This is a genomic window from Pseudoneobacillus rhizolycopersici (assembly GCF_054786815.1).
Genome location: NZ_JBTOOE010000009.1, coordinates 89,011 through 114,048 on the forward strand (window position 1 = coordinate 89,011; position 25,038 = coordinate 114,048).

General features: G+C 38.8%; 28 protein-coding genes and 1 riboswitch. Of the genes, 5 read left to right on the plus strand and 23 right to left on the minus strand.

Annotated elements, in window-relative coordinates; genetic code table 11:
* Positions 1–194: 194 nt before the first annotated feature.
* Positions 195–1,202 carry a UDP-glucose 4-epimerase GalE gene (gene galE / locus ACX9YW_RS11540; protein WP_460346580.1) on the minus strand — a complete coding sequence of 336 codons (1,008 nt, stop codon included), beginning with the start codon at positions 1,200–1,202 and terminating at the stop codon, positions 195–197.
* A gap of 216 nt (positions 1,203–1,418) precedes the next feature.
* Between galE and ACX9YW_RS11545 the strand changes: the two genes are divergently transcribed.
* A complete protein-coding gene (locus ACX9YW_RS11545; RefSeq protein WP_460346445.1) occupies positions 1,419–1,748 on the plus strand; it encodes a helix-turn-helix domain-containing protein in 330 nt (109 codons plus the stop codon).
* Positions 1,749–1,800: 52 nt separating this feature from the next.
* Here ACX9YW_RS11545 and sinI read toward each other — a convergent pair whose 3' ends face one another.
* The 8 genes from sinI to tapA all read right to left on the minus strand — a co-directional run bounded on the left by sinI (position 1,801) and on the right by tapA (position 7,543).
* Positions 1,801–1,947 carry a DNA-binding anti-repressor SinI gene (sinI, locus tag ACX9YW_RS11550; RefSeq protein ID WP_460346447.1) on the minus strand — a complete coding sequence of 49 codons (147 nt, stop codon included), beginning with the start codon at positions 1,945–1,947 and terminating at the stop codon, positions 1,801–1,803.
* 31 nt (positions 1,948–1,978) lie between these two features.
* Positions 1,979–2,074, minus strand: a riboswitch (cyclic di-GMP riboswitch).
* A gap of 271 nt (positions 2,075–2,345) precedes the next feature.
* Entirely contained in the window at positions 2,346–2,648 is a 303-nt protein-coding gene (locus ACX9YW_RS11555) for a DUF5658 family protein (RefSeq protein ID WP_460346449.1), read from the minus strand.
* A gap of 31 nt (positions 2,649–2,679) precedes the next feature.
* Positions 2,680–3,315 carry a TVP38/TMEM64 family protein gene (locus ACX9YW_RS11560; RefSeq protein WP_460346451.1) on the minus strand — a complete coding sequence of 212 codons (636 nt, stop codon included), beginning with the start codon at positions 3,313–3,315 and terminating at the stop codon, positions 2,680–2,682.
* 67 nt (positions 3,316–3,382) lie between these two features.
* Complete coding sequence (locus ACX9YW_RS11565) at positions 3,383–4,366, minus strand: LPxTATN C-terminal sorting signal domain (protein ID WP_460346453.1); 984 nt, start codon at positions 4,364–4,366, stop codon at positions 3,383–3,385.
* 69 nt (positions 4,367–4,435) lie between these two features.
* Positions 4,436–5,311: a TasA family protein gene (locus tag ACX9YW_RS11570; RefSeq protein WP_460346455.1), complete on the minus strand. Its 876-nt coding sequence runs from the start codon at positions 5,309–5,311 to the stop codon at positions 4,436–4,438.
* 47 nt (positions 5,312–5,358) lie between these two features.
* Positions 5,359–6,045 carry a TasA family protein gene (locus ACX9YW_RS11575; protein WP_460346457.1) on the minus strand — a complete coding sequence of 229 codons (687 nt, stop codon included), beginning with the start codon at positions 6,043–6,045 and terminating at the stop codon, positions 5,359–5,361.
* 69 nt (positions 6,046–6,114) lie between these two features.
* Positions 6,115–6,696: a signal peptidase I SipW gene (gene sipW, locus ACX9YW_RS11580; protein ID WP_460346459.1), complete on the minus strand. Its 582-nt coding sequence runs from the start codon at positions 6,694–6,696 to the stop codon at positions 6,115–6,117.
* Between the two features lie 58 nt (positions 6,697–6,754).
* Positions 6,755–7,543 carry an amyloid fiber anchoring/assembly protein TapA gene (gene tapA / locus ACX9YW_RS11585; RefSeq protein ID WP_460346461.1) on the minus strand — a complete coding sequence of 263 codons (789 nt, stop codon included), beginning with the start codon at positions 7,541–7,543 and terminating at the stop codon, positions 6,755–6,757.
* A gap of 340 nt (positions 7,544–7,883) precedes the next feature.
* On the opposite strand from tapA, the gene srtD reads away from it, so the two are divergent.
* Entirely contained in the window at positions 7,884–8,459 is a 576-nt protein-coding gene (gene srtD, locus ACX9YW_RS11590; protein ID WP_460346463.1) for a class D sortase, LPxTATN-specific, read from the plus strand.
* A gap of 89 nt (positions 8,460–8,548) precedes the next feature.
* On the opposite strand, the gene ACX9YW_RS11595 is transcribed toward srtD, so the two are convergent.
* The 4 genes from ACX9YW_RS11595 to ACX9YW_RS11610 all read right to left on the minus strand — a co-directional run bounded on the left by ACX9YW_RS11595 (position 8,549) and on the right by ACX9YW_RS11610 (position 11,636).
* Entirely contained in the window at positions 8,549–9,205 is a 657-nt protein-coding gene (locus tag ACX9YW_RS11595) for a hypothetical protein (RefSeq protein WP_460346465.1), read from the minus strand.
* 22 nt (positions 9,206–9,227) lie between these two features.
* Entirely contained in the window at positions 9,228–9,800 is a 573-nt protein-coding gene (lepB, locus tag ACX9YW_RS11600; RefSeq protein WP_460346467.1) for a signal peptidase I, read from the minus strand.
* A 22-nt stretch (positions 9,801–9,822) separates the two neighbouring features.
* Positions 9,823–10,404: a hypothetical protein gene (locus tag ACX9YW_RS11605; RefSeq protein WP_460346469.1), complete on the minus strand. Its 582-nt coding sequence runs from the start codon at positions 10,402–10,404 to the stop codon at positions 9,823–9,825.
* A gap of 125 nt (positions 10,405–10,529) precedes the next feature.
* A complete protein-coding gene (locus tag ACX9YW_RS11610; protein WP_460346471.1) occupies positions 10,530–11,636 on the minus strand; it encodes a hypothetical protein in 1,107 nt (368 codons plus the stop codon).
* Positions 11,637–12,085: 449 nt separating this feature from the next.
* Here ACX9YW_RS11610 and ACX9YW_RS11615 point away from each other — a divergent pair, with 449 nt between their 5' ends.
* On the plus strand, positions 12,086–12,433 hold the full coding sequence (locus ACX9YW_RS11615) for a helix-turn-helix domain-containing protein (RefSeq protein ID WP_460346473.1): 348 nt from the start codon (positions 12,086–12,088) through the stop codon (positions 12,431–12,433).
* Positions 12,434–12,636: 203 nt separating this feature from the next.
* On the opposite strand, the gene ACX9YW_RS11620 is transcribed toward ACX9YW_RS11615, so the two are convergent.
* From ACX9YW_RS11620 to ACX9YW_RS11635, 4 genes are all read right to left on the minus strand, one after another.
* Complete coding sequence (locus ACX9YW_RS11620) at positions 12,637–12,807, minus strand: acyltransferase (RefSeq protein WP_460346475.1); 171 nt, start codon at positions 12,805–12,807, stop codon at positions 12,637–12,639.
* 210 nt (positions 12,808–13,017) lie between these two features.
* Positions 13,018–14,136 carry a Ger(x)C family spore germination protein gene (locus tag ACX9YW_RS11625; protein WP_460346477.1) on the minus strand — a complete coding sequence of 373 codons (1,119 nt, stop codon included), beginning with the start codon at positions 14,134–14,136 and terminating at the stop codon, positions 13,018–13,020.
* Entirely contained in the window at positions 14,133–15,230 is a 1,098-nt protein-coding gene (locus ACX9YW_RS11630; protein WP_460346479.1) for a GerAB/ArcD/ProY family transporter, read from the minus strand. The genes ACX9YW_RS11625 and ACX9YW_RS11630 overlap by 4 nt, the downstream gene beginning before the upstream one ends.
* Positions 15,223–16,707 carry a spore germination protein gene (locus tag ACX9YW_RS11635; RefSeq protein ID WP_460346481.1) on the minus strand — a complete coding sequence of 495 codons (1,485 nt, stop codon included), beginning with the start codon at positions 16,705–16,707 and terminating at the stop codon, positions 15,223–15,225. The genes ACX9YW_RS11630 and ACX9YW_RS11635 overlap by 8 nt, the downstream gene beginning before the upstream one ends.
* A 325-nt stretch (positions 16,708–17,032) precedes the next feature.
* Here ACX9YW_RS11635 and ACX9YW_RS11640 point away from each other — a divergent pair, with 325 nt between their 5' ends.
* The gene (locus ACX9YW_RS11640) at positions 17,033–18,082 is read left to right on the plus strand and encodes a multicopper oxidase domain-containing protein (protein WP_460346483.1); all 1,050 of its coding nucleotides are present in this window, start codon (positions 17,033–17,035) and stop codon (positions 18,080–18,082) included.
* A 338-nt stretch (positions 18,083–18,420) separates the two neighbouring features.
* Here the strand turns inward: ACX9YW_RS11640 and ACX9YW_RS11645 are convergent, their stop codons facing one another.
* The 6 genes from ACX9YW_RS11645 to ACX9YW_RS11670 all read right to left on the minus strand — a co-directional run bounded on the left by ACX9YW_RS11645 (position 18,421) and on the right by ACX9YW_RS11670 (position 23,926).
* Entirely contained in the window at positions 18,421–19,395 is a 975-nt protein-coding gene (locus tag ACX9YW_RS11645; RefSeq protein ID WP_460346485.1) for an ABC transporter permease, read from the minus strand.
* Positions 19,396–19,404: 9 nt separating this feature from the next.
* The gene (locus ACX9YW_RS11650; protein ID WP_460346487.1) at positions 19,405–20,343 is read right to left on the minus strand and encodes an ArsR/SmtB family transcription factor; all 939 of its coding nucleotides are present in this window, start codon (positions 20,341–20,343) and stop codon (positions 19,405–19,407) included.
* Between the two features lie 186 nt (positions 20,344–20,529).
* The gene (locus ACX9YW_RS11655) at positions 20,530–21,054 is read right to left on the minus strand and encodes a hypothetical protein (protein ID WP_460346489.1); all 525 of its coding nucleotides are present in this window, start codon (positions 21,052–21,054) and stop codon (positions 20,530–20,532) included.
* A gap of 3 nt (positions 21,055–21,057) precedes the next feature.
* Entirely contained in the window at positions 21,058–22,314 is a 1,257-nt protein-coding gene (locus ACX9YW_RS11660) for a sensor histidine kinase (RefSeq protein WP_460346491.1), read from the minus strand.
* 128 nt (positions 22,315–22,442) lie between these two features.
* On the minus strand, positions 22,443–23,186 hold the full coding sequence (locus ACX9YW_RS11665; protein ID WP_460346493.1) for a response regulator transcription factor: 744 nt from the start codon (positions 23,184–23,186) through the stop codon (positions 22,443–22,445).
* Positions 23,187–23,311: 125 nt separating this feature from the next.
* The gene (locus ACX9YW_RS11670) at positions 23,312–23,926 is read right to left on the minus strand and encodes a hypothetical protein (RefSeq protein WP_460346495.1); all 615 of its coding nucleotides are present in this window, start codon (positions 23,924–23,926) and stop codon (positions 23,312–23,314) included.
* A gap of 333 nt (positions 23,927–24,259) precedes the next feature.
* Here ACX9YW_RS11670 and ACX9YW_RS11675 point away from each other — a divergent pair, with 333 nt between their 5' ends.
* Complete coding sequence (locus ACX9YW_RS11675; protein WP_460346497.1) at positions 24,260–24,985, plus strand: MBL fold metallo-hydrolase; 726 nt, start codon at positions 24,260–24,262, stop codon at positions 24,983–24,985.
* Positions 24,986–25,038 lie beyond the last annotated feature (53 nt).

The window sequence follows — 25,038 nt, forward strand, 5'->3', positions numbered from 1 at the left end:
GTGCTATTCCTAATATTCTGATAGTTAGGATTATACTATAAATTGCCAAAATGGTAAAGATGTCATACTATAGTCTGATATATTTTTTTGAAATTTTTTTCTATTCTATTTGTTTAAGAATCTGCAAAAAGAAACCACGGCTTCTGCCGTGGTTCCTCTGTTAGATTTATATTTTTCAAGGGTACTTATTTTTGTTAATAACCTTCTGGATTTGCTTTCTGCCATTTCCACGAGTCGCGACACATTTCTTCAATTCCTCTTGTGGCCGCCCATTCAAGCTGATCACGGGCTTTACTCGGATTTGCATAGCAAATGGCAATATCCCCAGGTCTTCGATCAACAATTTGATAAGGAATCTTCACGCCAGAAGCTTTTTCAAAAGCGGCGACAATTTCTAGAACGCTATAGCCTGTTCCGGTTCCAAGGTTATAGGCTTCGACCCCTGTTGTCCCAAGGATTTTTTGAAGTGCCTTTAAATGGCCATCCGCCAAATCCACTACATGGATGTAATCCCGTACTCCTGAACCGTCTACTGTAGGATAATCGTTACCAAACACACGCAACTCAGGAAGCTTACCCACCGCTACTTGAGTAATAAACGGCATAAGGTTATTGGGAATACCATTCGGGTCTTCACCAATTCGCCCACATTCATGTGCACCAATTGGATTGAAATAGCGTAATAGAGCTATGCTCCAACTACTATCCGCAACATATAAATCTCGTAAAATTTCTTCAATCATCAACTTTGTTCGCCCATAAGGATTCGTTGCACCTAGAGGGAAATCTTCAGAAATCGGCACTGTGTCAGGCATTCCGTACACTGTCGCGGATGAACTGAACACTAGGTTCTTCACATTATATTGCTTCATCACATCGCAAAGAACTAACGTTCCTGTAATATTATTATGATAATAATGAAGTGGAATGGATACTGACTCTCCCACAGCCTTCAATCCAGCAAAGTGAATAACCGCTTCGATTGAGTGATTTTGAAAAACCTTCTCCACCTCTTCGCGATTCAGCAGATCGGCTTGGTAAAACGCAAAATCCTTTCCGGTAATTTCCTTCACTCTTATTAATGACTCTATCTTACTATTTGAAAAGTTATCCAAAACAACTAAATCAAAACCCGCATTAAGCAATTCCACACAAGTATGGCTACCAATATAACCGGCACCACCCGTAACCAAAATTGACATCATCCAACAACTCCTACCCTAAACTCCTACCAACTATCATTATACCCAAAATGGATAATCAATGGAAGAATACTTTAGCGCTTTAAAGGATGTGGGGACTGTCCCCACATCCTTTAAAGCGCTAAAGTTTGTGAATGTTTTGAAAATGGATAATATGAAATTATTTCGTTTTCTGATATAATAGGAAAAAGTAAATGTTAAAGTGAGTGAAGCTCTATGATTGGTGAACGTATTAAGCAACTTCGAGTCGAAAAGAAGATGTCCCTTTCCGAGCTAGCCGAGAAAGCAGGGGTCGCTAAATCGTATTTAAGTGCGATTGAACGAAACTTACAATCTAATCCGTCTATTCAGTTTTTAGAGAAGGTATCCAGCGTTCTTGAGGTTTCTGTGGATTACCTCATAAACGATTCGATAGAGAGAGAAGATTTAGATTCTGATTGGCTAAAGCTTGTCCAAGAGGCAATGGAATCGGGGATATCCAAGAACCAGTTCCGCGAATTCTTGGAATTTAATAAATGGAGAATAACCCAGTCCAAAAATGAATAAATTAAAAAAGAGTATTTCCATCACTTCAGAAATACTCTTTATTATTTGTTATTCATTTTTCTAACAATAGCTCCTTTACTTCATTTTGGTGAAAAAAGTCTCGAATAGTAGCTAATTCGATCCCGAGTCTTTTGGCTTCCATAATTAGTTCTAACCATTCCTTATCTAATTCTTGTGCCCAACTTGTTCTACTTTTCACTTTATCTCCCCCAAAATACGTTAAAAGTACCTCAGGTAATCCAGCCATCATCGTAGTGTCGTTTCGACAGTACCTTAGATCTGTGACTTTGCGTCCCTACTTTTCAATAGGTTTGCCCTTTTCTGACTTAAGCCATAAGTATTAGCGATAAGGTAATTATATCTAGTTCTTCTTGATTAGCATGTCGTTTATTGTAATAGGTCTAAAGTTTGTTTTATCATATTTCCGACATTTTCTTCCATATATTTATCTATTTTCCACCTAGTAATCAATTTTATTAAAATTCGGAAAATTTAACTGTCGTGATTTTAGCGAAAGCGCTATCATTTTGTCGATATTTCTTGGTAAAAAATGGGCATGTCCACTATTCGATTCTAAAATGGGGTTTTAACACCGTTTTACATATTAATGACTAGGGCAATCCAATACGAATGTTTAAGGCAAACTAACGTATATATAATAGAAGAAACTAGTAGTAAACTTTTAAGGACAACAGACTTTGGCTCTTTTATAAGGAAGTAAATGATTAGCAACAAAAACGACAATGATAACTTTACACCGATAAATAATAATGGATCCACTTCGTATAAATAATTCATTATTGGGTTCAACTCTTCGATATTTCCAGTGATAAGACCTACATAAGTCACGAATCCATCAAATACATTAATAAATGCTAGATACATAAATAAGTAAAACACAAATTCGCATCCTTTCCTTCTATTAGCGTTTTCAAGGCTGAACAATTTGTTGATCTGCTAGTTGATTTTGTTTCATCCTACGGCCAATCAGAATAGCAATGCTCAAAAAGTAAGTCGCATAAATCACGATAGATATCCATTTTTGATTCCCAATAAGGCTGCCTGCTATCGTAAAGATGAAGATTGCAGGCAGTTTTCCTAATAAGGAAGCCCCTAAAAAAACCTGCCATTTTACTTTACTGACTCCCGAAACAATATTGACAATTGGGGATGGAATAACAGGAATAGCACGTGCAATGAGAATGCCAAGGAAAGCATTGTTCTCAAACATTCCTTCATAGTCTTGCAGTTTTGGATATTTTTGAAGATAACCTTGCATCCATTCTTGAAAACCGAACCGAGCTAATAGGAACATCACCATTATTCCCACCCCGATACCTATGAACGAAATACCGGTCCCCAACCAGATTCCAAAAACCGAACCGATCATTCCTGCTAAGACGACATAGGGGATAACAGGGAAGAAGACGAGTATAGCCACAAATAGCATACTAATCGGTATGGCTATATAAGCTTCGGATCTGACAGCACTTAGTAATTCGGCTTTAAAGGTGATTCCAAGGTATAAAATGAAGGCAGTAAGTAAAATTGGGATTGTTTTTTTCATAGACAAGCCTCTTTATCTTCTAAATTTGTATTAACTATGTAATCTAAGACCTAGAATAAGACTCTACCTAGGTCTTAATTTCCTTATTAATCTTTAAAGTTTTTCGTTTATGAAAATAACCTAGGATTAGACCAAATAGTATTAGACCTATACCGCCTAAAAAATAGTTATATATATTCGTGGCTGTTTTAGGTAAAATATTACCTTCACCAGGTTTCGTTGCTAGCTCATCTTTACTAATTGGTCGTTGTGGTTTAAGTTCATTGTCGTGTCCATCCGATGGTACTGGACTAGCTTCTGTTATGTCTGGATCTGTCGGATTTACTGAATGATCTTCGTCTTGTTCTTCTTGGTCTGGAAGTGGATCTGTGTTGGGGTTGGGATTTGGATCTATGTTCGGGTCTGGGTCTGGGTCTGGGTCTGGGTCTGGATTTGGATTTGGGTCTGGGTCTGGGTCTGGGTCTGGATCTGGATCTGGGTCTGGATCTGGATCTGGGTCTGGGTTGGGATCTGGATCTGGGTTGGGATCTGGGTCTGGGTTGGGATCTGGGTCTGGGTTGGGATCTGGATCTGGGTCTGGGTTTGGCACTACATCTAGGTCCTCAGCCATGAATTTAAACTCCACTTCAAAACCTAGTCCCTGATATTCATTTCCTAATTCATAGGGAAACGACACTTGAAATTTTAAATCCTCTTGTTTTAGGGACTGTAAAAATCTAGGCTGTAAACGATTAAAGTCTTTTAATAGTCCATCGAACAGTTTACCATTGGCATCCCAAACCTTTAATTGGAACTGATTATATAATTTCTGTGAACCACCTTTAAACGTGGATATCGTATTATACGTAAAATCCCTTTTTCCCCTGTTTTGTACAATTATTTTATGTGAAACCGTATCCCCAGGTTTTAAATTGCTTACTTGAATGAAGAATTTACTTAAATCTAGATTAATATCAATCTCATTGTTTGCTGCAAGCGCTTGATTAGAAGGTAAAAGGATTAATAATACCACTAATAATTTCGCAATAATAACATAACGAAAAGTGTTCATTCGTTAGTCCCCATTCGGTCTTAAACAAAAGGTGGATTAACCCACCTTTTGTTTTATTATAATTAAGTATTATGGTTGAATTGGCCTACCGTTATTATGCTTTTTGTTGCTCTCTACAACGCCGTTTTGAACATCGGAGTCAAGAACTTCAATTCCATCCCACTGACGTGCTTCTAGAGTAAAGTTAAAGTCAACCTTATCTCCTTGGAACTTATTTTGAATATATGATAAAGTTCCTGGTGTTAATGTTAGATCATTGTTAAACTCAATTTCAATTTTCACATTATGAGCAATCCCAACAGGAATTCCAGCGTATTGATCTCCTAGGCCTGGAGTTGTGTAATCTTGTGCTCTCGGTGTAAGTTTTAAACGGTTATCATCAAAGTAGCCAGCTTTCACATAGGCCGTATCGTTTAACTTTGCTCTTGCAGCAGTCACATCCGCAGGAACTAGAGTTGTTTCAGAGGATGTTGCTAAATATAAATCCTTTAGTGTAATATCTTGGACAATGATATCGATTGGATAGCCACCGCCACCTTGGTCACCTACGCTCACTACTTTAACATTGAATTGGTCTAAATATTCTAATCCAGTGTTTGATCCCCAAGTATCTGTATCACCGAATCCTGGTTGACCAGCTACTGGTATATAGTCCGTAAAGTTAATACCATCGATGGATAATAGTACATCCTTAATCGCTAATGTACCATCATTTACAAGTCTAATTGATCTTGTCATTTTATCGCCTGGTTTCAGATTGCTAATTTTAAACTCTTTAGGGCCACCATTTGCAACTTCAGCTAATGTTAAGTTTAGTGTACCTGCAGCAAAGCTTGCAGATGTTTGTTCTATATCGTTAAATGCTGCCCACGTTCCACCGGCAACTAAGGATAGGCCTAACGCAGCAGACATTGCTCCAATCGTTAATTTCTTTTTAATACTCATCCTTTTCTCCTCCTATACATTCAATCTTGTATTATTAATTGGAAAGCCTAGTTATTATTTCTAACTTCACCTTTCATTTGTGTAGCTTCAAATACAAAATCTAAACTTGCACTCTCTTCTTGGTATTTATTTTGGACTTGAAGTCTACTATTCGGGAAAGTTGTATCATTTCTAATAAAAGTAACCTTAACATCATATTCTATGGAGGAAGTAGCACCAGCTGCTAAACCTACTGTGTCCTCATCTGTTCCTGTTAGCTCTCCAATAACTGGATTAGTAGGATCTGCTAATAAGCCTAGGTTTGTAGTATAAGTAAATGGCGGTGTTCCAGGTGATGTCTTGGTGAAGACTACTTCAAACTGGCTCAAGAAATCCGCTTCAGTATTTTTACCTGCGTCAACTGCAATTTTAGGAGTTGCCCCAGTCCCTAACCCTAGTACATCTTTGTCCACCCATGTATTTTTTGATTTTGCATGTACCTTAATTTGATTTATATCTAAAGATCCACCGTTCTTTAAAACTAGTTTTTTTGTAAAGTAATCGCCTGGTTTAAGATTTTTTATATCAAAATTCATTGTAGAAGTTCCATCAACAACTAAATCCAATGTACCGGCAGTAAAACTATTGCTAGTCGTCTCCACATCATTAAACGCTGCCCATGTTCCACCACCAATAAGCGATAAACCTAAAGCTCCGGAAAGGATACCAATACTCATTTTCTTTTTGATACTCATTTCAAATTCCTCCTTAGATTATTTCTCACCCATTAGGGTGTATGTGAACTCTTTTAGAGTTACAACCTATTAAACAATTTTTTCACTTGGCTCAATGACTTGAGGAGCTGTGGTTTTCGCTTCAATTTCCTTAATGGCCGCACGAATTGTTAATGCAGCATAACCTAGTAGTAATAAGCCGGGTAAAATAAGTAGCAATGCTGTTCCAATCGGAGAACTAGCATATTTCAAAAAGTAACCAATGAATGGGAAGGTAATTCCAGAATATTTAGCTACGACATTTTGATCCAGCACAGGATTCATGTCTGCTTCTTCGTTGTTATCACCTTTTGTTCGATATAAAACGCTCCCGCCTTGATCCATTACTTCGACAATTCTGTGAGTCACTACATTGTTTTCATCTTGTTTAAAAGTAATGACATCGCCTTCCTTTAACTCTTTTACATTTTCAACTCTTTCTACTAAAATGAGTGAACCTGTTTTGAAGGTAGGCTCCATTGAACCTGATAATACTGTTTTAAACTGGTAACCAAATAATTCAGGTTCCCCACCAGACGCTCTAGAAGAAATAACCATTACAATCATGACGAGAAGTGCAATAAAAACGATTCCATAAACTAGATTACTAAAAAATTTCTTAGCCTTTTTCATTTTTACAATCTCCTTTTTTTGAAATTGTGTTTCTATAAATCTGAGTTTCTTTAATTCCTTAATCTGCCTTTATTTGTTGTTCGTTAAAAATTTCATTTCTTATCTCTTCTTGCTGTTCTTGGATAATTTCACTTTCTATCTCTTCCTCCTGATTTATTTCACTATTTATCACTTCTGATTCTTCTTCCATACTTTCATCATGATTCTTCTTGGGTTGTTGATTTTGTTTATCAGGTTCCATTAATTCCTTCTTCTCAACGGTTTGTTCCATGTCTTTATTCACCTGGTTCCCTGAACAATTTTTTATTTCAATCACTTCACTCCAAATATGATCCTGACCTGGTCTATCTGGTTTAGTCACTTTAAAACGATAATTTCCGTCTGTAAGTTGTGTGGATGAAGAGTCTATTCTTCCCTTATTGTCAGATTTAATTTTTTCTACAATCCCACTATCTAAAGCGGGACCCTGAGGTGTTTTGGAGGCTTTTCCTTTACCTACCTTAAATAACTCCCAACTCCAAATAGAGAATGTCATATCTGCGCCACTATTATAAATTTCAGCATATATATAGGGAGGGCTACATGTCGCTCCTCGTTTTAGACCAGATGTAGAAAAGGCTAATGAACTTTTATCCCAAGGATTTTGGTTATCTTCATCAAAAGGCCATTTTACATGTAATGATGCTGATAATTCTTCAACATCATTAAAAGAGGCATTCGTAAATGAATTTAGTTGCAATATAGTTAATAAGAAAAGGCTCCAGATAGTAAGGATATGAATAAGAAATAATAACCTTTTATACTGCTTCTTGTATCTCCTTATCCTTGTGTACCTGATTCTAATCACATCCTAACTTTGCAATATTCTTTCTGAATTTTGTTCTTTTTAAAGAACTATCCGCACTTAGTATAAAATAAATCGGAAAATTAGGAAAACTCCATATTCGTTCAAATATTCTATATAAAGAACATTTTTTGTCAATTTCCTCAATATATCTCCAATTCTCTTGCCTTTTTGTATTTTAATCAGAATAACTCGTCCATTATAATGAACACATACGATAATAAGAGTTAAATTTTCACTCGAGTCATTCGTTATAAAAAACTAATGCATGGAATACTTTACTGGTAAAAGGTACATATATTTCGTATTAGCATGATGAATCTTTAAAGAAAGCAGGTAAACAATGAAATATATTTCGTTTCTACTTGTTTTGGCAGGTTTAGTTTTGGTTACATTGGGTGGCACGGAGTTTTCTCAAACGTTTGTTGCACAAAAAAAGAGCATGGATGAGGCTCATGAGGTTATCAATCGAGCTAATAAAAGCAAGTTAACATTTGGTAAACAGATACAAAATGGTGATGTGGTTGGAATTTTAAAATTTCCAAGTATTAACGAGGAACTTGCCATTATTGAAGGAACGGATGAAGACGATTTAGAAAAAGGAGTTGGTCATTATAAAGGATCCTCTTTTCCGAATGAAAAAGGGCAAATTGTCCTATCAGGACATCGTGATACAGTTTTTCGTCGATTAGGTGAGTTAAATTTAGGAGACATTTTAACCATTACTCTTCCAAATGGAACCTTTTCCTATCAAATTGAAGACACAAAAATTGTTGAGGCAAACGACCTAAGCGTTATTACACTACAGAAGCAATTCGAGGTCCTAATTTTAACAACTTGTTATCCATTCTCATATATCGGAAACGCACCACAACGATATATCATTACAGCAAAGCCAGTAGATCCCCCCTCTAATTAAAGTAGCCAATCACGTATTGTGATTGGCTTTCTTCTCCATTATGATAGACAAAAGCCTAGATATAGTAGAGACATCTAGGGGGAGTAAATCTATTCGTTATCTTTTGAATGAGATTCATTTAATAAAACAATGAGATCATTCAAGAAGTCTATTTTCCTTTGGATGTATTCCTTTACATGGGCATTGGACTCCGATTCCTTCAGTTGGTCCAATTGCTCGATGGTTGCGATTGTTAAATCGATTTCTTCTTGCAACTGTTGTTGGGATTGTTCCTTTTGTTCGTTCACAGCTTTCGTGTCTAAACTTTGAAATGCTAAGTTATCCAGTTCCGCTTCTTCGATGGATTGACTCCATTTTTTCGTTTGTTGATGAATCTTTTCGGTAATTTGACTCATATCATTTTGGCTATTTGCCTCGATTTCATTAGCTGTCTGTTGTAAATTGTCTTTATAGGTTTGTAGAGCACTGTTTATCGTAGTACTTGTTTTTTCCTTCGTCTGATTACCCATTGCTATAATTTCGTTATTAGAGTTCGATAATAATTGGTTTGCTTTTGCATTCAATAGAGCCATTTGGACTTCAACATTGTTATTCAGTTGATCTTTAATATGGTTTTCTGCTTGACTTTTTTGTTGATTTGCCCAAACAGAAAGGTTTTGAAATGTATTAGAAGCAGCATAAGCTGAGCTAACACAAAAAAGAAGTCCTAACGCAACTAACACTATTTTGATTAGATTTTTTGGCATCCTTCTATCCCTCAGTTTCTTGTTACTTTTTCAAGTTAATTGGCTTTGGAATCGTTCCAAAGGGAAACAATGAAAATAACACATAACCATCCACACTTGAAAGAGGTATTGGCCCCACGTTTGGATCTCTACTATCGATGCTTTCACCTGGAGTTCGATTATCTCCCATCACGAAAATATGATCAGCGGGCACCTTTACGGCAGCCATATCCTCTGATACACCTTCTGTCATAATCTCAGGAACAGGTTCGTTGTTGACAAAAATAATACCATTCTTGATTTCGACCGTGTCTCCCTCAATACCGATGACACGTTTGATAATTTTATAGTGTTGCTCAAGCTTGTTCACAATGACGACATCGCCAAGCTCTGGTGCAAAAAAATATTTACTTATTTTTTCCTCCACAACAACATTTCCATCGTGGAAAGTTGGCAGCATAGAGAATCCACTGATGGTTGTAATCCCAATACTATTTCTAATAAGGATGACAATGACTAATAATCCAGCAGCAAATCGAACCCATTCCATGATTGAGCTTTTTTTATCCTTTTGTTTAATTTCGGGTTCTTCTTTTTTTAAGATAGTTTCTTCCATATTCCCACCCTCGTTTGGTTAATTACTTTTTATCTTCTACTGGACGGACTTCAATTGGTTTGGATTGGTCCTCTGGTTTGACTGTATCAGACTTTTCTCGGATTTCTTGGTCCTTTTCATCGTCGGGACCATTTTGATCTTCTGTCGCACTAGGGATACTTTCGTCAATCAACTTTTTTGTTGATTCCATGTCAGACTGAAGATTTGACTGTATCGCCTCTATCGTTTCCTCTGCTCTTGTTTCAATGTTTTTTTTAACGGAAGTCTGGATAGAGGCAGCATAATCTTGAATTTCGGCAATCGATTGTTCTGTTTGCACTCTAGCCTTTTTAAGTAAAATCGCTTTTTGATTCGTTGTTTCCACCTCAATGGACGTAGTAAGATGCTCTTCCACCTCAGCCAACCGTTCTGAATACCAGCGTTTCAGGTAACCGGTAAAGCCACTATCCGCAAATGCAATCGTGGTGGAAAAAAGGGCTGTCCCAGTAATCGTCGACGCAATAATCACCTTTGTTAGGACCTTTTGCGGATCCTGTTGGATGGCTAAAAGAAGATTTTTACGTCTTTTATTGGTTTTATACTTTTTTACCCTTGAAAGCCTCATAGTTTACCTCCTTTTCCATACTACTTTTCATTCTATTATCCAGAAAGAACAATTATGTTCTTAAAAAGAAACTCCATTTCGAAGAGGCAGAGGGAAAGCTGTTCCTCTGCCTCTGTTGCTAAATCTTATAAATCAGCTAATTTGATTTCTGTAGCGTATTTGAAGCTACCGTTTTCATCTAGGTATCTAATGATCATAGTACCACCACGATCAATGCCAAGTAACTTGTTTACATCAAAGTACATCGTATTTTTTCCTGGTGAGACACTAGCATATGGTGTTTCAGATACACCTGTGTTAGCAGGCTTTCCATTCGTTGTAAATTGATATTCAAACACTACGTCAAAGGCATTGTTATTGGTTACTTCAAACTTAATTTTTCCATCTCTAGCATTTTCAGCTTTCCAAGTCAGTTTTTGTGGGTCAACTTTAATAAGATTTGGATCATTTGTTGTGCCCCTATCAATAAGGCTAATTACACGTTCAAAGTTTTCAATAGCGCTGTCTTCTACTTCTTTACCAGCATCAGCGATAGCGTTTTTAGCAGCTGTTTCTAGACCAGAAATTAAAGTATCTAATTGACCGTTGATACGAGCTACTTCACGGTTTAAGTAGTCAGTTACTTCTTGAGTTGCTGTAGCTTGTTCGCTTGCTACTTTAGCAGCTAATTCACTTTTCACACGGTTAATTTCTTGAATTAAATCAGATGTAGCTTTACCTTTTATTAGTAAAGATTGTTCTGTAACATCTTCAACGTTTCGAGTTTGTGCCGCATTTAATACTGTTGTAATATCAGCAGATAATTGATTATATTGATGATTTAATGAGCTTGTAGTATTAGAATTAGATGTTGATACTAGAGTGTCAAAATCACCGCCAATAGCATCTAAGAATGCTTGTAGTGCAGTGCCAAGTGAAGTTACATGAGCAGTTAATTGAGCTTGAATCTTAGATTTTGTATCATCCTTTTCATCAGTTCCCGCTTGGTTAATTCTACCTTCTGCAGCTGCCTTATCACCAGTTGCTTTTAAACTGATTTCACCTTGTTTAGTTGCTAGTTTACCAGCTAAGTCACTTTGAACTGCTGATTTTGCTGCATTGATTTGTGCTTGACCCCAGGCAGTAAATTGGGTTCCAGCGTTTGTTTGTGCGAAAGCAAAAGTAGAAGTTCCGATAACGCTTGCTGCGATTACACCAGTTGCGATTTTACCTTTTAATGACATTTTCTTCATTAGATAATCTCTCCTCGAATTTTATAATTTTGTTGTTGTATATTAGACATTGTTCTATATGTCGAACAGTATAATATACATTTATTACCTATTCACTTCATCCGATCAATCTCTTAAACAGGATTTGACCGTTTTGATTCTCACTGAAAACAAGGCTGTAAGCTGCATTCTGTATGTACTGTCAACACTTGGTGTTATCAGCTCCAGTAACTCTTGCCCCCTTTCCGTTTGTTTTTTAGTAGCTCTTGTTCTCTGTAGCGAACTTACAAATTGAGTATATGATACATTTGAATATTTGAAAAACTCCAAATTTAACCATTTTTTCTATAAAATGAACATAATTCGTTCGTTATCTCGTTAATCCTCTTATTTTCTCAATATTTCGTATTTTATTTAGAACGAATTGTTCCTTATAATGAACTTATCAAATCTGATAAAAGGAGAATTCTATGATTGGGTTACGGATTAGAAACTTAAGAGAACAGAAGAATTATTCCCTTTCAGAACTGGCGAAACGATCAGGTATTTCTAAATCATACCTAAGCCAGATTGAAAGAAATCTTCAGACTAATCCTTCCTTACAGCTACTTGCCAAGCTAGCTAGTTCACTTGATACAACAGTAGATAATTTATTAGGAATAGATCACCAATACGTTTCTGATAACGAACAGCTAGATTCTGATTGGACTCATTTAGTGAAAGAGGCCATTAATGAAGGTCTGAGTAAGAAGGAATTTAAAGAGTTAAGTGATTTTATTCGGTTTAAAAATTTACAGCAAAACAACAAGAATACCTAACGAAACGAGGTACAGATGAACAGATTATTCAATCCGCCATTAATAGGTTGTTCTCGAAAAATGTTATTTTTTACAACTGAAAAGGCAAAAAAAGAAGTAATTACCTAGCTATAGCGTACGAGCTAAGGTAATTACTTCTTTTTATTTTAGGATAGATCTTCGAATAAAATGGTTCAAAGAAATAATAATGGTGTAGTTTATTATTAAAAATCAAATTTCTGAACAAAGTTACAGCCGGCGCATGCCTTACCAATGACTTTGTTCGTTTCTGTATCTTGGTAATAAATCTCATCAAATCCGCAAATAGAGCATTCAATAACGTGAAAGATCGTACATGGTCCAAACACCGCATCCAATAAAGCGTTAAAATACACCAACCTCACCTCAAAGTCAGACATTATATTTCTTTAACTATATAAGTCAAAAACTGAAAAGATAGGCGAAGCTTGTCATGAAAACGCTTAATTTTTTCGACACAATTTTCCTACTTCAACGCATTAACGCTTTAAAACACCCGGGGACTGTCCCCGGGTGTTTTAAAGCGTTAATGTATTAAAGTGTTTTGTAAAATATTTTGGTTCTCTTTATCTGATGATGCCGGTTTCGACGATTTCGATTTGGATTTGGGGGTTGATTTCGATGGTTGGATAGACTTGGGTCCAGTCCATCGCGGCCCACGCTTTTGGGTAGTAGGCTTTGATCCATTTGCCGATTCCGAAATAATCACAGTTCGCTCGTTGAAGTTCACTGATGACATGCTTAGCCTTTTCCGCAAATTCCTGCTTGATTTTTTTCTCCATTTTTTGGACTTCCTTACTATTCAAATTATCGAGCGGGTATTCAATCACATGCAAATGCAGATTCAATTTGAGATCAGCGGTCACTTGATTGGCCTTATTTATCTTTATTTTTAAATCATGCTTTTTCAAAAATACATTAACACTGATATACTGATAAATTTTACGTTTTTCTTCTGGATTCACTTTAAAATTCAACCTTGTTAGTTGCTTCTCATCTCTGTTTAATAATAGTAACGTACTGGTTTCTTCCTCATTCAAATCGACACCAGTATATTTTTGCCCATGAAATAAAGCCATTCCTGCAGCCATTAACTGATGATTATCAGACTTCTTTATAATCGGCAAACCAAAATCATGACCATCATCTAAAAGGATTGGACAAATGGATTGAATAGATGTTTGCGGAATGTAGGTATCCACCTCTGCACTCTCAATTGTCTGGAGCAACGCTGGGCTAATCAACTTCTCTTCAACCTTCTTTAGCGCAAAAATATCCTCCGCACGACCTTTTACAAGTGCGACTTTTGCCCCTAAGGAACTTCGCGGGTACCGATAAAGTTTATCAAATAGTGGATAGATATCTTTTTTCGCAAGATCCTCTCCAAGCAAAAAGACTAACACCTTATTGGGAGCATAATTCCCTGCTACTTCCTGTTCAACCTCCGTCCTTGTCTGACGCGGAGTCGCCCCCGTTGATTTCAAGATAATCGAAGTAAATGCAGGACGCCCGGTTCCACTTGAATCACTTCTTGGAACTTCAATATCTACCGTTTGCAATAATTCGTCATCTCCATGCTGATCATAGCCGATTCCGACTGCTAATCGAGTTTCCTTTAGCATCATCTGATCCCAGCATCCTGTTAAAAATATACACAGAATGGGTAAAATCGTGATCTTCTTCATGATGGCAGGCTCCTATTTTTTATCTTTTTAACAATCATCGACAGAATCAGTAGGATGAGCGGAATGACAAATACAAAGACATAGCCAATTATTGAAACGTACTTGCTATATGTTTGAATCTGCTTCTCATCAATAATAAAAAAAGAAATTCCAAAGGCGATGACGCTCAAATACCAAACCGGATGCTTCCTTTTTCCTTTATGAAATAGCTTTGCCGCGGTTAGACTGGCAATATAAAAATAAGTGACTAGCGTAGTCATCATCGGAAAAATCCAAAACGTTAAAAAAATCATATCGATGCGTTCCACAATCCGAAAACTTAACCCTTTTAGCATGTACAAAACCGGTTCAGGAACAATTTCAATTTCCTTCGGGCTAAAGGTAGCTAATGCTAATATCGAAAAATAAAGATAAATGACTAAAATCGTCAGATTGGACCAAATAATTTTTTTCAACACTTGCTTGTCATTCCCTATAACAAAAGGAAAAATAAATAGTAATATTTCAAAACCAAGCATGGCAAACGTTAAGTGATAGGCTCCTACAAAAATGTCACGGGGACCAGATTGATTTAACGGAAGAAGATTTGTAAAGCTTAATTTATTGGTAAAGGCGAAAAAGGACAGAATGAATAATAATAAAATGATCACGTTAACAAGGGTAAAAAAACGAGCGATCACCCTTAAATTTTGTTTCCCAAGATAAAGACTAGCCGAAAGAATCAACAGCGATGTCACTGACTTCGGGGTCATTTCTAAAATCCAACGTTGAATCAGATCGGAAAAAAGAATGGTAACATCCGACATAACCGCGATTCCAAAAAGTAGATATAAAAAATTAATGAAGTTGCCCACAATTTTTCCACATAATTCTGAAGTAATGTCCAAAATTGTCTTTCCTTTGTGGCGCTTCATTAACCCCCAAATAATAATCATAAATAATTGAATCATGATGCTTGCCACAATCACAGATATCCAAGAATTCCCTTTAGCGTATTTTTCTGCTTGAAAAGGAAGCGCCAAAAAGGCAATGCCAATTTGCGCCTGAATGATCAGAAAAAATAATTGAGATAAGGTGATGGTTTTTTCATTCATGTTTCTTCCATCCTCGCGGGTTACCCATTTTTCGAACATCTTTGACCTGGGTTGTAGTCGGGCGGAATTTCATTGACCAAATTGGAAAACGGAAAAACGTATCTTTGTTTTCTTGCTTTTTCAAAGGGGCCATTGGCGAAAAATACGGTTGGCCAAAGGACTCTAATTTGCATAAATGAATCAAGAGAAACATCACCACAAATGCGATGCCAATAAAACCAAATAGGGAGGCAGCGATACTTACCGGAAAACCTAATAATCGAACCGTGGTGCTCATTTCATTTACTGGGATGGTGTAGGAAGCGATTGCGGTTAGGGCTATGACAATGATCATCGAGTTCGAAACGAGACTAGCATCCACAATCGCCGAACCGATGACTAGTCCTCCAACCACCCCTATCGTTTGAGCAATCGGACTTGGGAGTCGGGTAGCTGCCTCGGATAATAACTCCAATATGACCGACATTGATATCGCTTCAATGATGGGCGGAAACGGCACATACTCGAGCGTTCCTTTTAACGTCAGCATAAATTCAAACGGGACAACTTCATAATGATAGGTAACCACAGCAATATAGATGCCAGGCAAAAGCATCGTTATACTTAGGCTGAGAAGACGGATCATGGATAGAAAGGAACCGATATAAAATCGAATGTTATAGTCATCAGGTGATTGAAAAAAAGCAAAGAAATTAATCGGTGCCACTAAGGCAATCGGGCTACGGTCACCGATAAGAGCAAATCTTCCTTCCATCAAATTCGCGACAACTCGATCTGGCCTTTCCGTACTTAGCATTTGTGGAAATGGTGAAAAAGACTCGTCCTCAATAAACTCAAGCAAGTAGCCGGGCGACTGAACATACCCTATCTTAGAGTAGGACAAACGGTATTCTAATTCCTCAAGAACTTTCTTATCAATGAGATCATCTATGTACAAGATCGCAACGGATGTATTTGATCGCTCACCAAATTCCATATATTTAACGACTAATTTTTCATTTTTATCAAGCCTTCGAACTAATTGAATGTTTGTTGATAAATCTTCAATAAACCCTTCATGCGATCCACGAATGACATGCTCACTGGATGGCTCTTGAATCGTCCGATTGGAAAATCCGGATGTAGGAAAATAATAGGCTACTTGACAGCGATCTCTTAGTAAAACAGAAAATCCATTTAGCATTTTGACAATCACATCATCCAAATTTTCAACCTTTTGTGATTGAAACAGAAAATGGTCGGTTTCGGCAATCACATCACCAACATATTTTTCCACTTTTTTTCTATCGACTAAGGAATCGAGATAGACTAACATGCCAACTTTTGCAATCTCCCTTTGTCCTAGGTCATCTGTATGAACAAAACTATCCTTTATGGATTGTAGATTTTCCTGTAGGTTAAGCGAAAGTAATTTCTGCTTCACCTCAAAATTTGGCTTGGCTTCTTCATTGCTACCCTTCTTCGACTTCTTAAACATTCCAGCACAACCCTTTTTAAGAAATTCCTACATAATTATCCTTTGACAAAAACCCAATCCTATACAACATCCGAAAAAAACTTTAGACCAATTCACAGACATACCTTATTAAGGCTACACTTTAGCGCTTTAAAGGGTGTGGGGACAGTCCCCACATGCTTTAAAGTGTTAAAGTGCCTATTGTTCAGGTTTTCACAATTTGTTCACTGGGCTGTTCGATTTCAGTGACTTGAATCACAAGAACTAATTAGGAAACAGGTAAAATGAAGGTGTAATCGATTAATACAAAAAAATTCCAAAATGAGATTAATTGGAGGGGTTTTCAATGAGAAAGTTTTCGAAGATAGCGGTGCTAATGGTGACTTCTGCGATGGTGTTAAGTGCTTGTGGGAATGCTAATGTATCTGAGGTGAAAGTAGCTTCAGCCAACAAAGTAGCACCAGCACCCCAAGTATTCGGGCCTCATGAAAACGTGAACCAAGCACCCATTCCACTCAAAATGGAACGAATTAATGAACATGAAGTAAACGTTGAGATGACAGCACAGATTACTGATATAGAAATTACTAAAGGCAACCCCTATAAAGCTTGGACCTTTAACGGTGAGGCACCTGGACCGGTGATTGTAGTAAATGAAGGCGACATGATCAATTTTACCTTAAAGAATATGGACCCGGCGATTCCGCATAGTATGGACTTCCATGCGGTACACGCTTCACCTTCTAAGGATTTCATCGACGTCATGCCAGATGAAACCGGAACATTTAAATATCCGGCCAATAATCCAGGGGTGTTCATGTATCACTGCGGTACGAAACCGGTTCTAGCCCATATCGCAAACGGGATGCACGGGATGATTATCGTGAAACCGAAGGATGGTTACCCAAATGATGGCAAAATCGACCGTGAATATGTCGTGATTCAAAACGAATGGTACGATTACAATAATATGCAAGATTTCACAGATGGCACTCCAAACCAAGTTGTTTTTTCAACAAAGGCGCTTAAAGAAGGCGACCATAACACAAACGGTATTGTAGGCGCTCTAGTTGACCACCCGCTACTTGCTAAGGTTGGCGACAAGGTAAGATTGTATGTGTTGAACGTTGGACCGAATGAAGTTAGTAGCTTCCACGTTGTAGGAACATTATTCGATGATGTCTATATGGACGGAAATCCTTACAACCACATGAAAGGCATGCAAACAGTGATGCTACCAGCGAGCGGTGGTGCAGTAGTTGAGTTCACTGTCACAAAAGAAGGCAGCTACCCAATCGTCACCCATCAATTCAACCACGCAACAAAAGGCGCCGTTGGTATTCTAAAAGTGACAAAAGATGGACTTGATGATGGCAGCACAGTGATGAGCCACTAACAAAAAAGAGGTCAGGTCAGCAACGGACCTGGCCTCTTTAACGCTTTAAAGGATGTGGGGACAGTCCCCACATCCTTTAAAGCGTTAAAGCATTTGTTTAGTTTTGGATGCTTTTTGGGGAGTTGGTCATATTTTTATAGACTAGAATCTTTATTAGTTAGCTGTTTAATAGCCTCAATGGTGACAACAATGGCAATGACCGGTAATAAAAATAGAACTTGCATCTGTATCATTCCTCTACCTTTTTTTACAAGTATGTGCAAATGAACCATTTGTTATACTTAAAGATTAAGAGAAATCAAAAAAAATGATTGCCAGGATGACAATCATTTTAATATTTATTTAATTTCACTTCGGACTCGCGGATCGAGTATTCCATGCATAATATCTGCCAACAAATTACTCAATATGATCGCGATCGCGAAAACGAGCGTAATCCCCATAATCATTGGATAATCCCGATCAAAAATCGCTTTTAAACCTAAGCCCCCCAGTCCTGGCCAACCGAAAACCATTTCGATAAACGCTGCACCTCCAACAAGACCTGGCAGCTGCATTGTAAGAATGATCACCACCGGAAGTAAAGCGTTGCGGAGGGCATGTTTCCAAATGACCTTGCGCTCTGATACCCCTTTCGAACGAGCCGTTTTAATATAATCACTTTTCATCTGCTCAAGCATACTGGTACGCATAAAACGTGATTTCGAGGAAAACATGAGAAACACAAGGACGCCGACGGGTAGTACCATATGGCGCAGTCGGTCAACCAGATTGAAATGCTCTAAATCAGCCCGCATCCCGCCTACCGGGAACCAGCCCAATTTTAATGAGAAAAATAACACCACAATAATGGCCATAAAAAATCCGGGTACAGAAATGCTAATGAAGGAAATGAACGTAAACAACGTGTCAACCCAAGTATTCTTCCGAAGTGCCGAAATCACACCGACAGCGATTGCTAAAAATGTTGATAAAATTAGAGACACGCCAACAAGTAGCAACGTATTCGGGAAGCGTTCGAGAATTTTTTCCATTACTGGCCGTTGAAACACAAACGAATCTCCTAAATTTCCTTGAAGAACATTACTAATGAATTTGACATACTGCACATAAATCGGCTGGTCGGTACCGAGGCGGCTTTTGAGACGATCAATCGTTTCCGTATCCCCCGCTGCTTTTGAAAACGGGTCGATGATTCCCCAAATCGGGTCGCCTGGTGCAAAGCTCATTAGCACAAAGGTTAACGTTAAAATAATGAATAACAGCGGAATGGCATGCAGAATACGTCTAAATGCATAGTGCGTGATTGACATTAGATTTGTTCATCCCCTTATAAATGTGTCCAGTTTTTTCTTTAATGCTTCGGAAAAATCGGTGTTTAAACTGTAGTAGAGGGACTTTCCCTCACCCACCACATGAATTTTCAGCAGTCCGGCCATTCGAAGAAATACTAGATGATGATGAACATTGGCTTTTGTTGTTTGTAACCGCTGCGCAATTTCTGTCAAATTCAGCTTTTGCGTGGAAAATAGTCGTAACATTTCCAGGCGGTTTTGATCTGATAGTGCTCTGCCGATATTGGTAATACGCGTAATCTCCAGCTGTTCTTGGTTTAGCCCATCGAAAAATGGATATCGAACAACATGAATCTTCCGATTGACATAGACGACTGACAGCGGTCTATAGTGGATTGTTGGTGTTAATACAACTTTTTCCAGACCTTCTTGCGGTTCAATTACGATGCCTTCTGTCAGTTTCCGCAAAATCGCCTCGCTGTCGTATAGGGTGTTTTGGAGTAGTTGATCGTTTTGCGTTGTTGCGACTTCCTTGATTTGTCTCTGAAAAGGGAGAGTCGAGTAATATTTTTCATTCCACTCACGAAGGAATTCAACACACTGCTTTCTTTCCTCATCCAATTGCATCGGCAGATTAGTCGAATTCGTTAGATACGGTGCCAAAATTTCGTAAATTGTCCCAACTGAGAGCTGGTCTAGCCAATTTAGAAATGCTGTGACATCCTTCTTTTGCGGACTTTCATAAATCATGAGTTCCAGCAGATTGAGGAAAGGGAGATCTCCCGCCGCTTTTACCTTTTGGGAAAACGTTTCTCCCATTAACGAATCCATTTCCTCATTCCATTTGACCCCAATATCCAACGCCTTCAAAAACTTCAGCCCAAACGGCCGCTTAAACATCAAAAAACTAAACGTAAGCTCATACACCGGGGAATCATCAAACTCAACAGAATACGTCACTTTCATCCAACCTTTACCATCTCAATTTTATTAATCTAAATTTATCACACGATAATTTAACAAGTCAATATGTTAAACAGTTGTTTAACATAATTTCTGAAGAGTAGTGGTTGAGACAAAAAAAACACTTTAGCACTTTAAAGGGTGTGGGGACAGTCCCCACACCCTTTAAAGCGCTAAAGTAGGTTGGTTTTATTTTGTTGTGTTCGATTGGTTTAGGAGGTTTTCTAGCTGTTGGAGTTGCTGGTCGAGTTTGGTTAGTTCATTTAGTTCTTCGATGAGGATGTCGAGTTCTAAGAGGTTTTGTTCGATTTGGTCGATTTCGTCAACTGTATCGCTGACGCTTTCCTCTAGTTCTTCGAGGCTGATGATGTCCTCTTCCATCTTCCCTCCCACTTCAATCTCCTTTTCCAGTTTGTTGACTTCTTCTTCGGTCTTTTTTAATTCTTCCTCACGGTGCGCTTTGCTTTCGGTTGGCATCGAACTCTCCGTCACCACCTCATGTTTTTCCTCCTTCTTTCCTGGAGGCGGATCTACACTTTCCAAAGAAAGATTTGGCAAGACGGGCATCTCGTTCATGTCTGGCACCCCTTCCGGATGGAAGATTGTATTATCCTCTGGCACCAGATCCCCAACAACCCTGACCGCCTCTTTTTCCCCTAAACACCCGACAAGCAGTACCATCGCCAGCGTAAAACTCCAAAACAGCTTCGCCATTCTCTAGAACCTCACCTTCTCAGGAAGTTTTACGGTAAAACGAATTTTCCCTTCATCCTCATCAAGCTGAGCGTTAAGCTCCCCCTCATGGAGCTCAACGATTTCCTTTGCAATCGACAGACCCAGCCCATTCCCTTTTTGACTACGGCTTACGTCTGTTTTATAGAAGCGGTCAAACAAATAGCTCAGACTTTCAGAAGGAAAGTTTGGCGCCTCGTTTTCCACCTTTACCACAGCAAACCCTTGCAATTGCTCCATATCAACCTTCACCACCGAATCAGCAGGAGCATATTTAATCGCATTATCCAGCAAATTAATCAGCACCTGTTTCATCCGGTCGCGATCCACCTCCGCCCAAGTGGCCATCAAGAAATTTTTTACAAAAAATATTCCTTTTGCTTTCGCCTGTAGACTAAGCTGAAGCAGGCAGTCCTCCAACAAATCATCAATTGAAGTTTCCTGTTTATGTAAAATAACCACCTTTTCCTCAAGTGCGGAAAGGTCTGTTAAATCATCAATCAATTGGCTGATTCTACCAATCTCTTTAATGGATATTTCGATAAGCTCGTCCTGCTGCTCCTCATCAAAAATCCGGTCGGAGACCCCTTGCAATGTCGAGCGAATCGTGGTCATTGGCGTCCGCAATTCATGAGAGATTTCGCCAATAAATCGACGGCGACTTTGCTCCACCACGGCCAGGCGATCGGCCATTGAATTGATAGCAGCCCCCAGCGCCCCGAGCTCATCCTTTCCGCTATGCACGACCTTCTCCTCGAAATTTCCACGCGAAATACTGGCAACCGTCTCGTTCATCGAAAGAATCGGCCGGGTAAATTTTTTAGACAGATAAAACGATATTATCACGATTGGTACGAGCAGAAGCACGACGGAAAGCGCGATATTACGATTAATATCGCCCACCAATCCTTCTGCTTCCTTTACTGAAGTATAGAGGAATATCGCCCCTCTATTTTCACTCTTTAGTAAAAGTGGCACCGCAACAATGAACATTTGTAGCTCCTCGTTTTTGTGGAACGTCATTCCCTTGAATTTCGTTTTCTCGTTGAGAACCCTTTCTGTCCACTTCTGAATCTTGGTATTTCCGGTTAAAAATAGCGGCTCACGACCTTTAGTCACGATACTAATCTGTATATGGTCCCGCTCCTGCAGAGAAATGATCATTCTCTTCAGCTCATCCTTAGCAAGTTCACCATCCAGAAAGCGCTCGACCTCTTGATGCAGTTCACTTGCCTTTGTCATTAGTGTCTCCTGGGTGCGGTGGTAGATTTGTTTTTCAAGAAGAAAGCCGATGATGAGCGAGCTGCACAAGAGGCTGCCTAAACTAATCGTGATAGCCAGCGCGAGCATTTTTTTAAAAATCGAATTCATCATGAGGAGTGTTCCTCTAGCAGCTGGTACCCGACACCCCATACCGTTTTGATGACCACAGATGCATCTTTTAGCTTGGCGCGAATCCTTTTAATATATAAATCAATGACACGGTCCTCACCCTCAAAATCCCAGCCCCAAATCCGCTCGATTAGGTCATCACGGCCAAACACGCGGTTTGGATGCTTGGCGAGAAACAGCAACAGCTCGAACTCCTTTTTCGGAAACTTAATCGGTTGGCCATTGATGGCGACGGTATAGGTATCTTCATTGATTGCTAGATTTCCTAAAATGATTTCATTTACGGTTAGGAGTTGGTTGGTTTGGTGATGGGTATTTGCCTTGGACATGGCCGTGGCTTGTGTTGCATGCTGGGCTGGCATCACCCGTCGTAAAACTGCTTCCAAGCGGGCTAACAGTTCATTGGGATCGAACGGTTTGACGACATAGTCATCCGCCCCGATTTTGAGCCCTTCAATTTTATCCGCTGTTTGTCCCTTAGCTGTTAGCATAATAATCGGCACTTGTGACGTCCTTCTTATTTTTTCACATACTGCCATGCCATCGAGCTTCGGCAACATTAGGTCTAAGATGATGGCATCAGGCGGTCGGGTTTGGAATACGTCTAGCGCTTCCTCCCCATCATAGGCAAACTGAACCTGATAGCCGGCCTTCTTCAAATAGATACCGGTTACTTTACTAATATTATAATCATCGTCAACAAACATAATGGTTTTGGTCATCTATGTACACCTCGAAAAGGCTAATCTTGGTTCTATTATACTTGGATTTCCGCCCACAAAAAACAAAAACCATAGCCATTTGGGGAATGGTCTACGGCTTTTTAGGTTGGTAGCCTAATATATCATTAAGATAGTAGTTGGTTGATCAAATTCTTGTGTGCTGAAATTTCAGCCTTAAGCTTGGTTATTTCCTCTGCGATTGTTTTAGCTTCTTCCATGTATTTCTTTGCGGCAGCTAGGTCACCTTGTTGCTTGCTTGTTTTTGCCTGCTGCTTTTTGGCTTGCAATTCCTGCTGGAGCTGCTTCGCCTTTGTTTGCAAAGCCTTTATTTGTTCTTGAATCGGCTTGATTTGTGAATGCAGACTTTTTAGTTCTGCTTTCAACTGTTTAAGACGTTCGGTGTCAGGTTGAATGGACGCCACTTTCGTCTTAATGGCCGTTTGGTTCGTGGCCATTTTTTCTTTTATAGCCGTTGCAGCTGCTTTGTCCTTCTTTTCTTTTGCCACCTTTAATTGCGCAAGAAGATCTTTGTTCGCCGCTTGTAATGGCTTCACCTCTGCCACAACCGCTTGAACTCGCTCTTTGATTTTGGCGATTTCCGCCTTAATGCCCATTAATTTCTGATGAGTTTGTTGAACCTGTTTCGTTTGAGCATTACCGAGCTCCTGTGCACCAGCTGCCGAAACACCACCAAACAACAAACTCCCCACCAAAACGGAAACCGTAAAAAACTTCCTCATTCATTCACCCCCTCACTACTGAAAATTACCAACATCAACAACCTAAAACTACCAAAAACATATGTCAAAAATATGTCACCTTACCCCATTAATGAATAAATATTTTTTACAACACTCAAACACTTTAGCACTTTAAAGGATGTGGGGACAGTCCCCACATCCTTTAAAGCGCTAAAGTGTTTGGGGGTACACGTTTTTTTAGATTCCTCCAGAATTGTTATTGACAAATATTTTTATTTGTGTTATAATAAAATATTTTGGTGTTTACACAAAAACCAACGTGTGTTACTCTTTTTTTTGTTAGTTTTCCATTTAATAACAGGAGGGGATTTTATGAAGGTTATCAGTAATGGTGTGGCGATTCTAGAGTTAAATATTCAAGGGTTTGTTTTGAATCCAACTTTGATTTGGGATGAGGAAATGGCCATCTTGGTCGATACGGGGATGCCTGGCCAAGGGGAAAAAATTCACTTGGCGACGGAAGATGCCGGTGTCCCTTTTAACCGATTAAAAGCAGTGATTCTTACACATCAAGATATAGACCACATAGGTTCACTTCCTGAAATTCTTCATCTTTCTCAAAACGGAATTACCCTGTACGGTCATAAGTTGGATAAACCGTATATTGAAGGCGAGTTCCATCTCCTTAAAACAGATCCCGCAAAAATGAGTAAGGAACATTGGGATGCTCTACCGCCACAAATGCAATATTTATATTCAAATCCACCGAAATCGAAGGTGGACTACACGCTGGAGGATGGTGAAGTGCTGCCATTTTGCGGTGGGATACAGGTTATTTTTACACCTGGGCATACTCCTGGGCATATCAGTCTTTATTTACGGGAAAGCAAAACGTTAATTGCTGGAGATGCAATGGTTGCCAAGGAAGGGACCTTAATGGGGCCAATTCCGCAAACGACCTTGGATTTGGAGTTAGCAACCAGGTCTCTTGAAAAATTGACGGACCTCGATATCGATAACGTGATTTGTTATCATGGGGGACTTTGCAATCAGAACGTGAAGGAACAATTAGCTGGATTGGTAGAAAAGGTGAAGTAGAAGAATGTTTTTGGGTTGTTGGACCTTATACTCGGTCACGAATAAATCTTATT

Coding starts and splice junctions, on each gene's coding strand:
- ACX9YW_RS11605 (WP_460346469.1), bottom strand. CDS start 10,404: ATGAGGCTTTCAAGGGTAAAAAAGTATAAAACCAATAAAAGACGTAAA.
- ACX9YW_RS11665 (WP_460346493.1), bottom strand. CDS start 23,186: ATGACCAAAACCATTATGTTTGTTGACGATGATTATAATATTAGTAAA.
- ACX9YW_RS11640 (WP_460346483.1), top strand. CDS start 17,033: ATGAGAAAGTTTTCGAAGATAGCGGTGCTAATGGTGACTTCTGCGATG.
- ACX9YW_RS11660 (WP_460346491.1), bottom strand. CDS start 22,314: ATGACAAAGGCAAGTGAACTGCATCAAGAGGTCGAGCGCTTTCTGGAT.
- ACX9YW_RS11615 (WP_460346473.1), top strand. CDS start 12,086: ATGATTGGGTTACGGATTAGAAACTTAAGAGAACAGAAGAATTATTCC.
- ACX9YW_RS11625 (WP_460346477.1), bottom strand. CDS start 14,136: ATGAAGAAGATCACGATTTTACCCATTCTGTGTATATTTTTAACAGGA.
- ACX9YW_RS11565 (WP_460346453.1), bottom strand. CDS start 4,366: ATGAACACTTTTCGTTATGTTATTATTGCGAAATTATTAGTGGTATTA.
- ACX9YW_RS11575 (WP_460346457.1), bottom strand. CDS start 6,045: ATGAGTATCAAAAAGAAAATGAGTATTGGTATCCTTTCCGGAGCTTTA.
- ACX9YW_RS11595 (WP_460346465.1), bottom strand. CDS start 9,205: ATGCCAAAAAATCTAATCAAAATAGTGTTAGTTGCGTTAGGACTTCTT.
- lepB (WP_460346467.1), bottom strand. CDS start 9,800: ATGGAAGAAACTATCTTAAAAAAAGAAGAACCCGAAATTAAACAAAAG.
- srtD (WP_460346463.1), top strand. CDS start 7,884: ATGAAATATATTTCGTTTCTACTTGTTTTGGCAGGTTTAGTTTTGGTT.
- ACX9YW_RS11650 (WP_460346487.1), bottom strand. CDS start 20,343: ATGAAAGTGACGTATTCTGTTGAGTTTGATGATTCCCCGGTGTATGAG.
- ACX9YW_RS11635 (WP_460346481.1), bottom strand. CDS start 16,707: ATGTTTAAGAAGTCGAAGAAGGGTAGCAATGAAGAAGCCAAGCCAAAT.
- ACX9YW_RS11670 (WP_460346495.1), bottom strand. CDS start 23,926: ATGAGGAAGTTTTTTACGGTTTCCGTTTTGGTGGGGAGTTTGTTGTTT.
- ACX9YW_RS11675 (WP_460346497.1), top strand. CDS start 24,260: ATGAAGGTTATCAGTAATGGTGTGGCGATTCTAGAGTTAAATATTCAA.
- ACX9YW_RS11645 (WP_460346485.1), bottom strand. CDS start 19,395: ATGTCAATCACGCACTATGCATTTAGACGTATTCTGCATGCCATTCCG.
- ACX9YW_RS11655 (WP_460346489.1), bottom strand. CDS start 21,054: ATGGCGAAGCTGTTTTGGAGTTTTACGCTGGCGATGGTACTGCTTGTC.
- ACX9YW_RS11610 (WP_460346471.1), bottom strand. CDS start 11,636: ATGAAGAAAATGTCATTAAAAGGTAAAATCGCAACTGGTGTAATCGCA.
- ACX9YW_RS11560 (WP_460346451.1), bottom strand. CDS start 3,315: ATGAAAAAAACAATCCCAATTTTACTTACTGCCTTCATTTTATACCTT.
- ACX9YW_RS11545 (WP_460346445.1), top strand. CDS start 1,419: ATGATTGGTGAACGTATTAAGCAACTTCGAGTCGAAAAGAAGATGTCC.
- galE (WP_460346580.1), bottom strand. CDS start 1,202: ATGTCAATTTTGGTTACGGGTGGTGCCGGTTATATTGGTAGCCATACT.
- sipW (WP_460346459.1), bottom strand. CDS start 6,696: ATGAAAAAGGCTAAGAAATTTTTTAGTAATCTAGTTTATGGAATCGTT.
- ACX9YW_RS11570 (WP_460346455.1), bottom strand. CDS start 5,311: ATGAGTATTAAAAAGAAATTAACGATTGGAGCAATGTCTGCTGCGTTA.
- ACX9YW_RS11630 (WP_460346479.1), bottom strand. CDS start 15,230: ATGAATGAAAAAACCATCACCTTATCTCAATTATTTTTTCTGATCATT.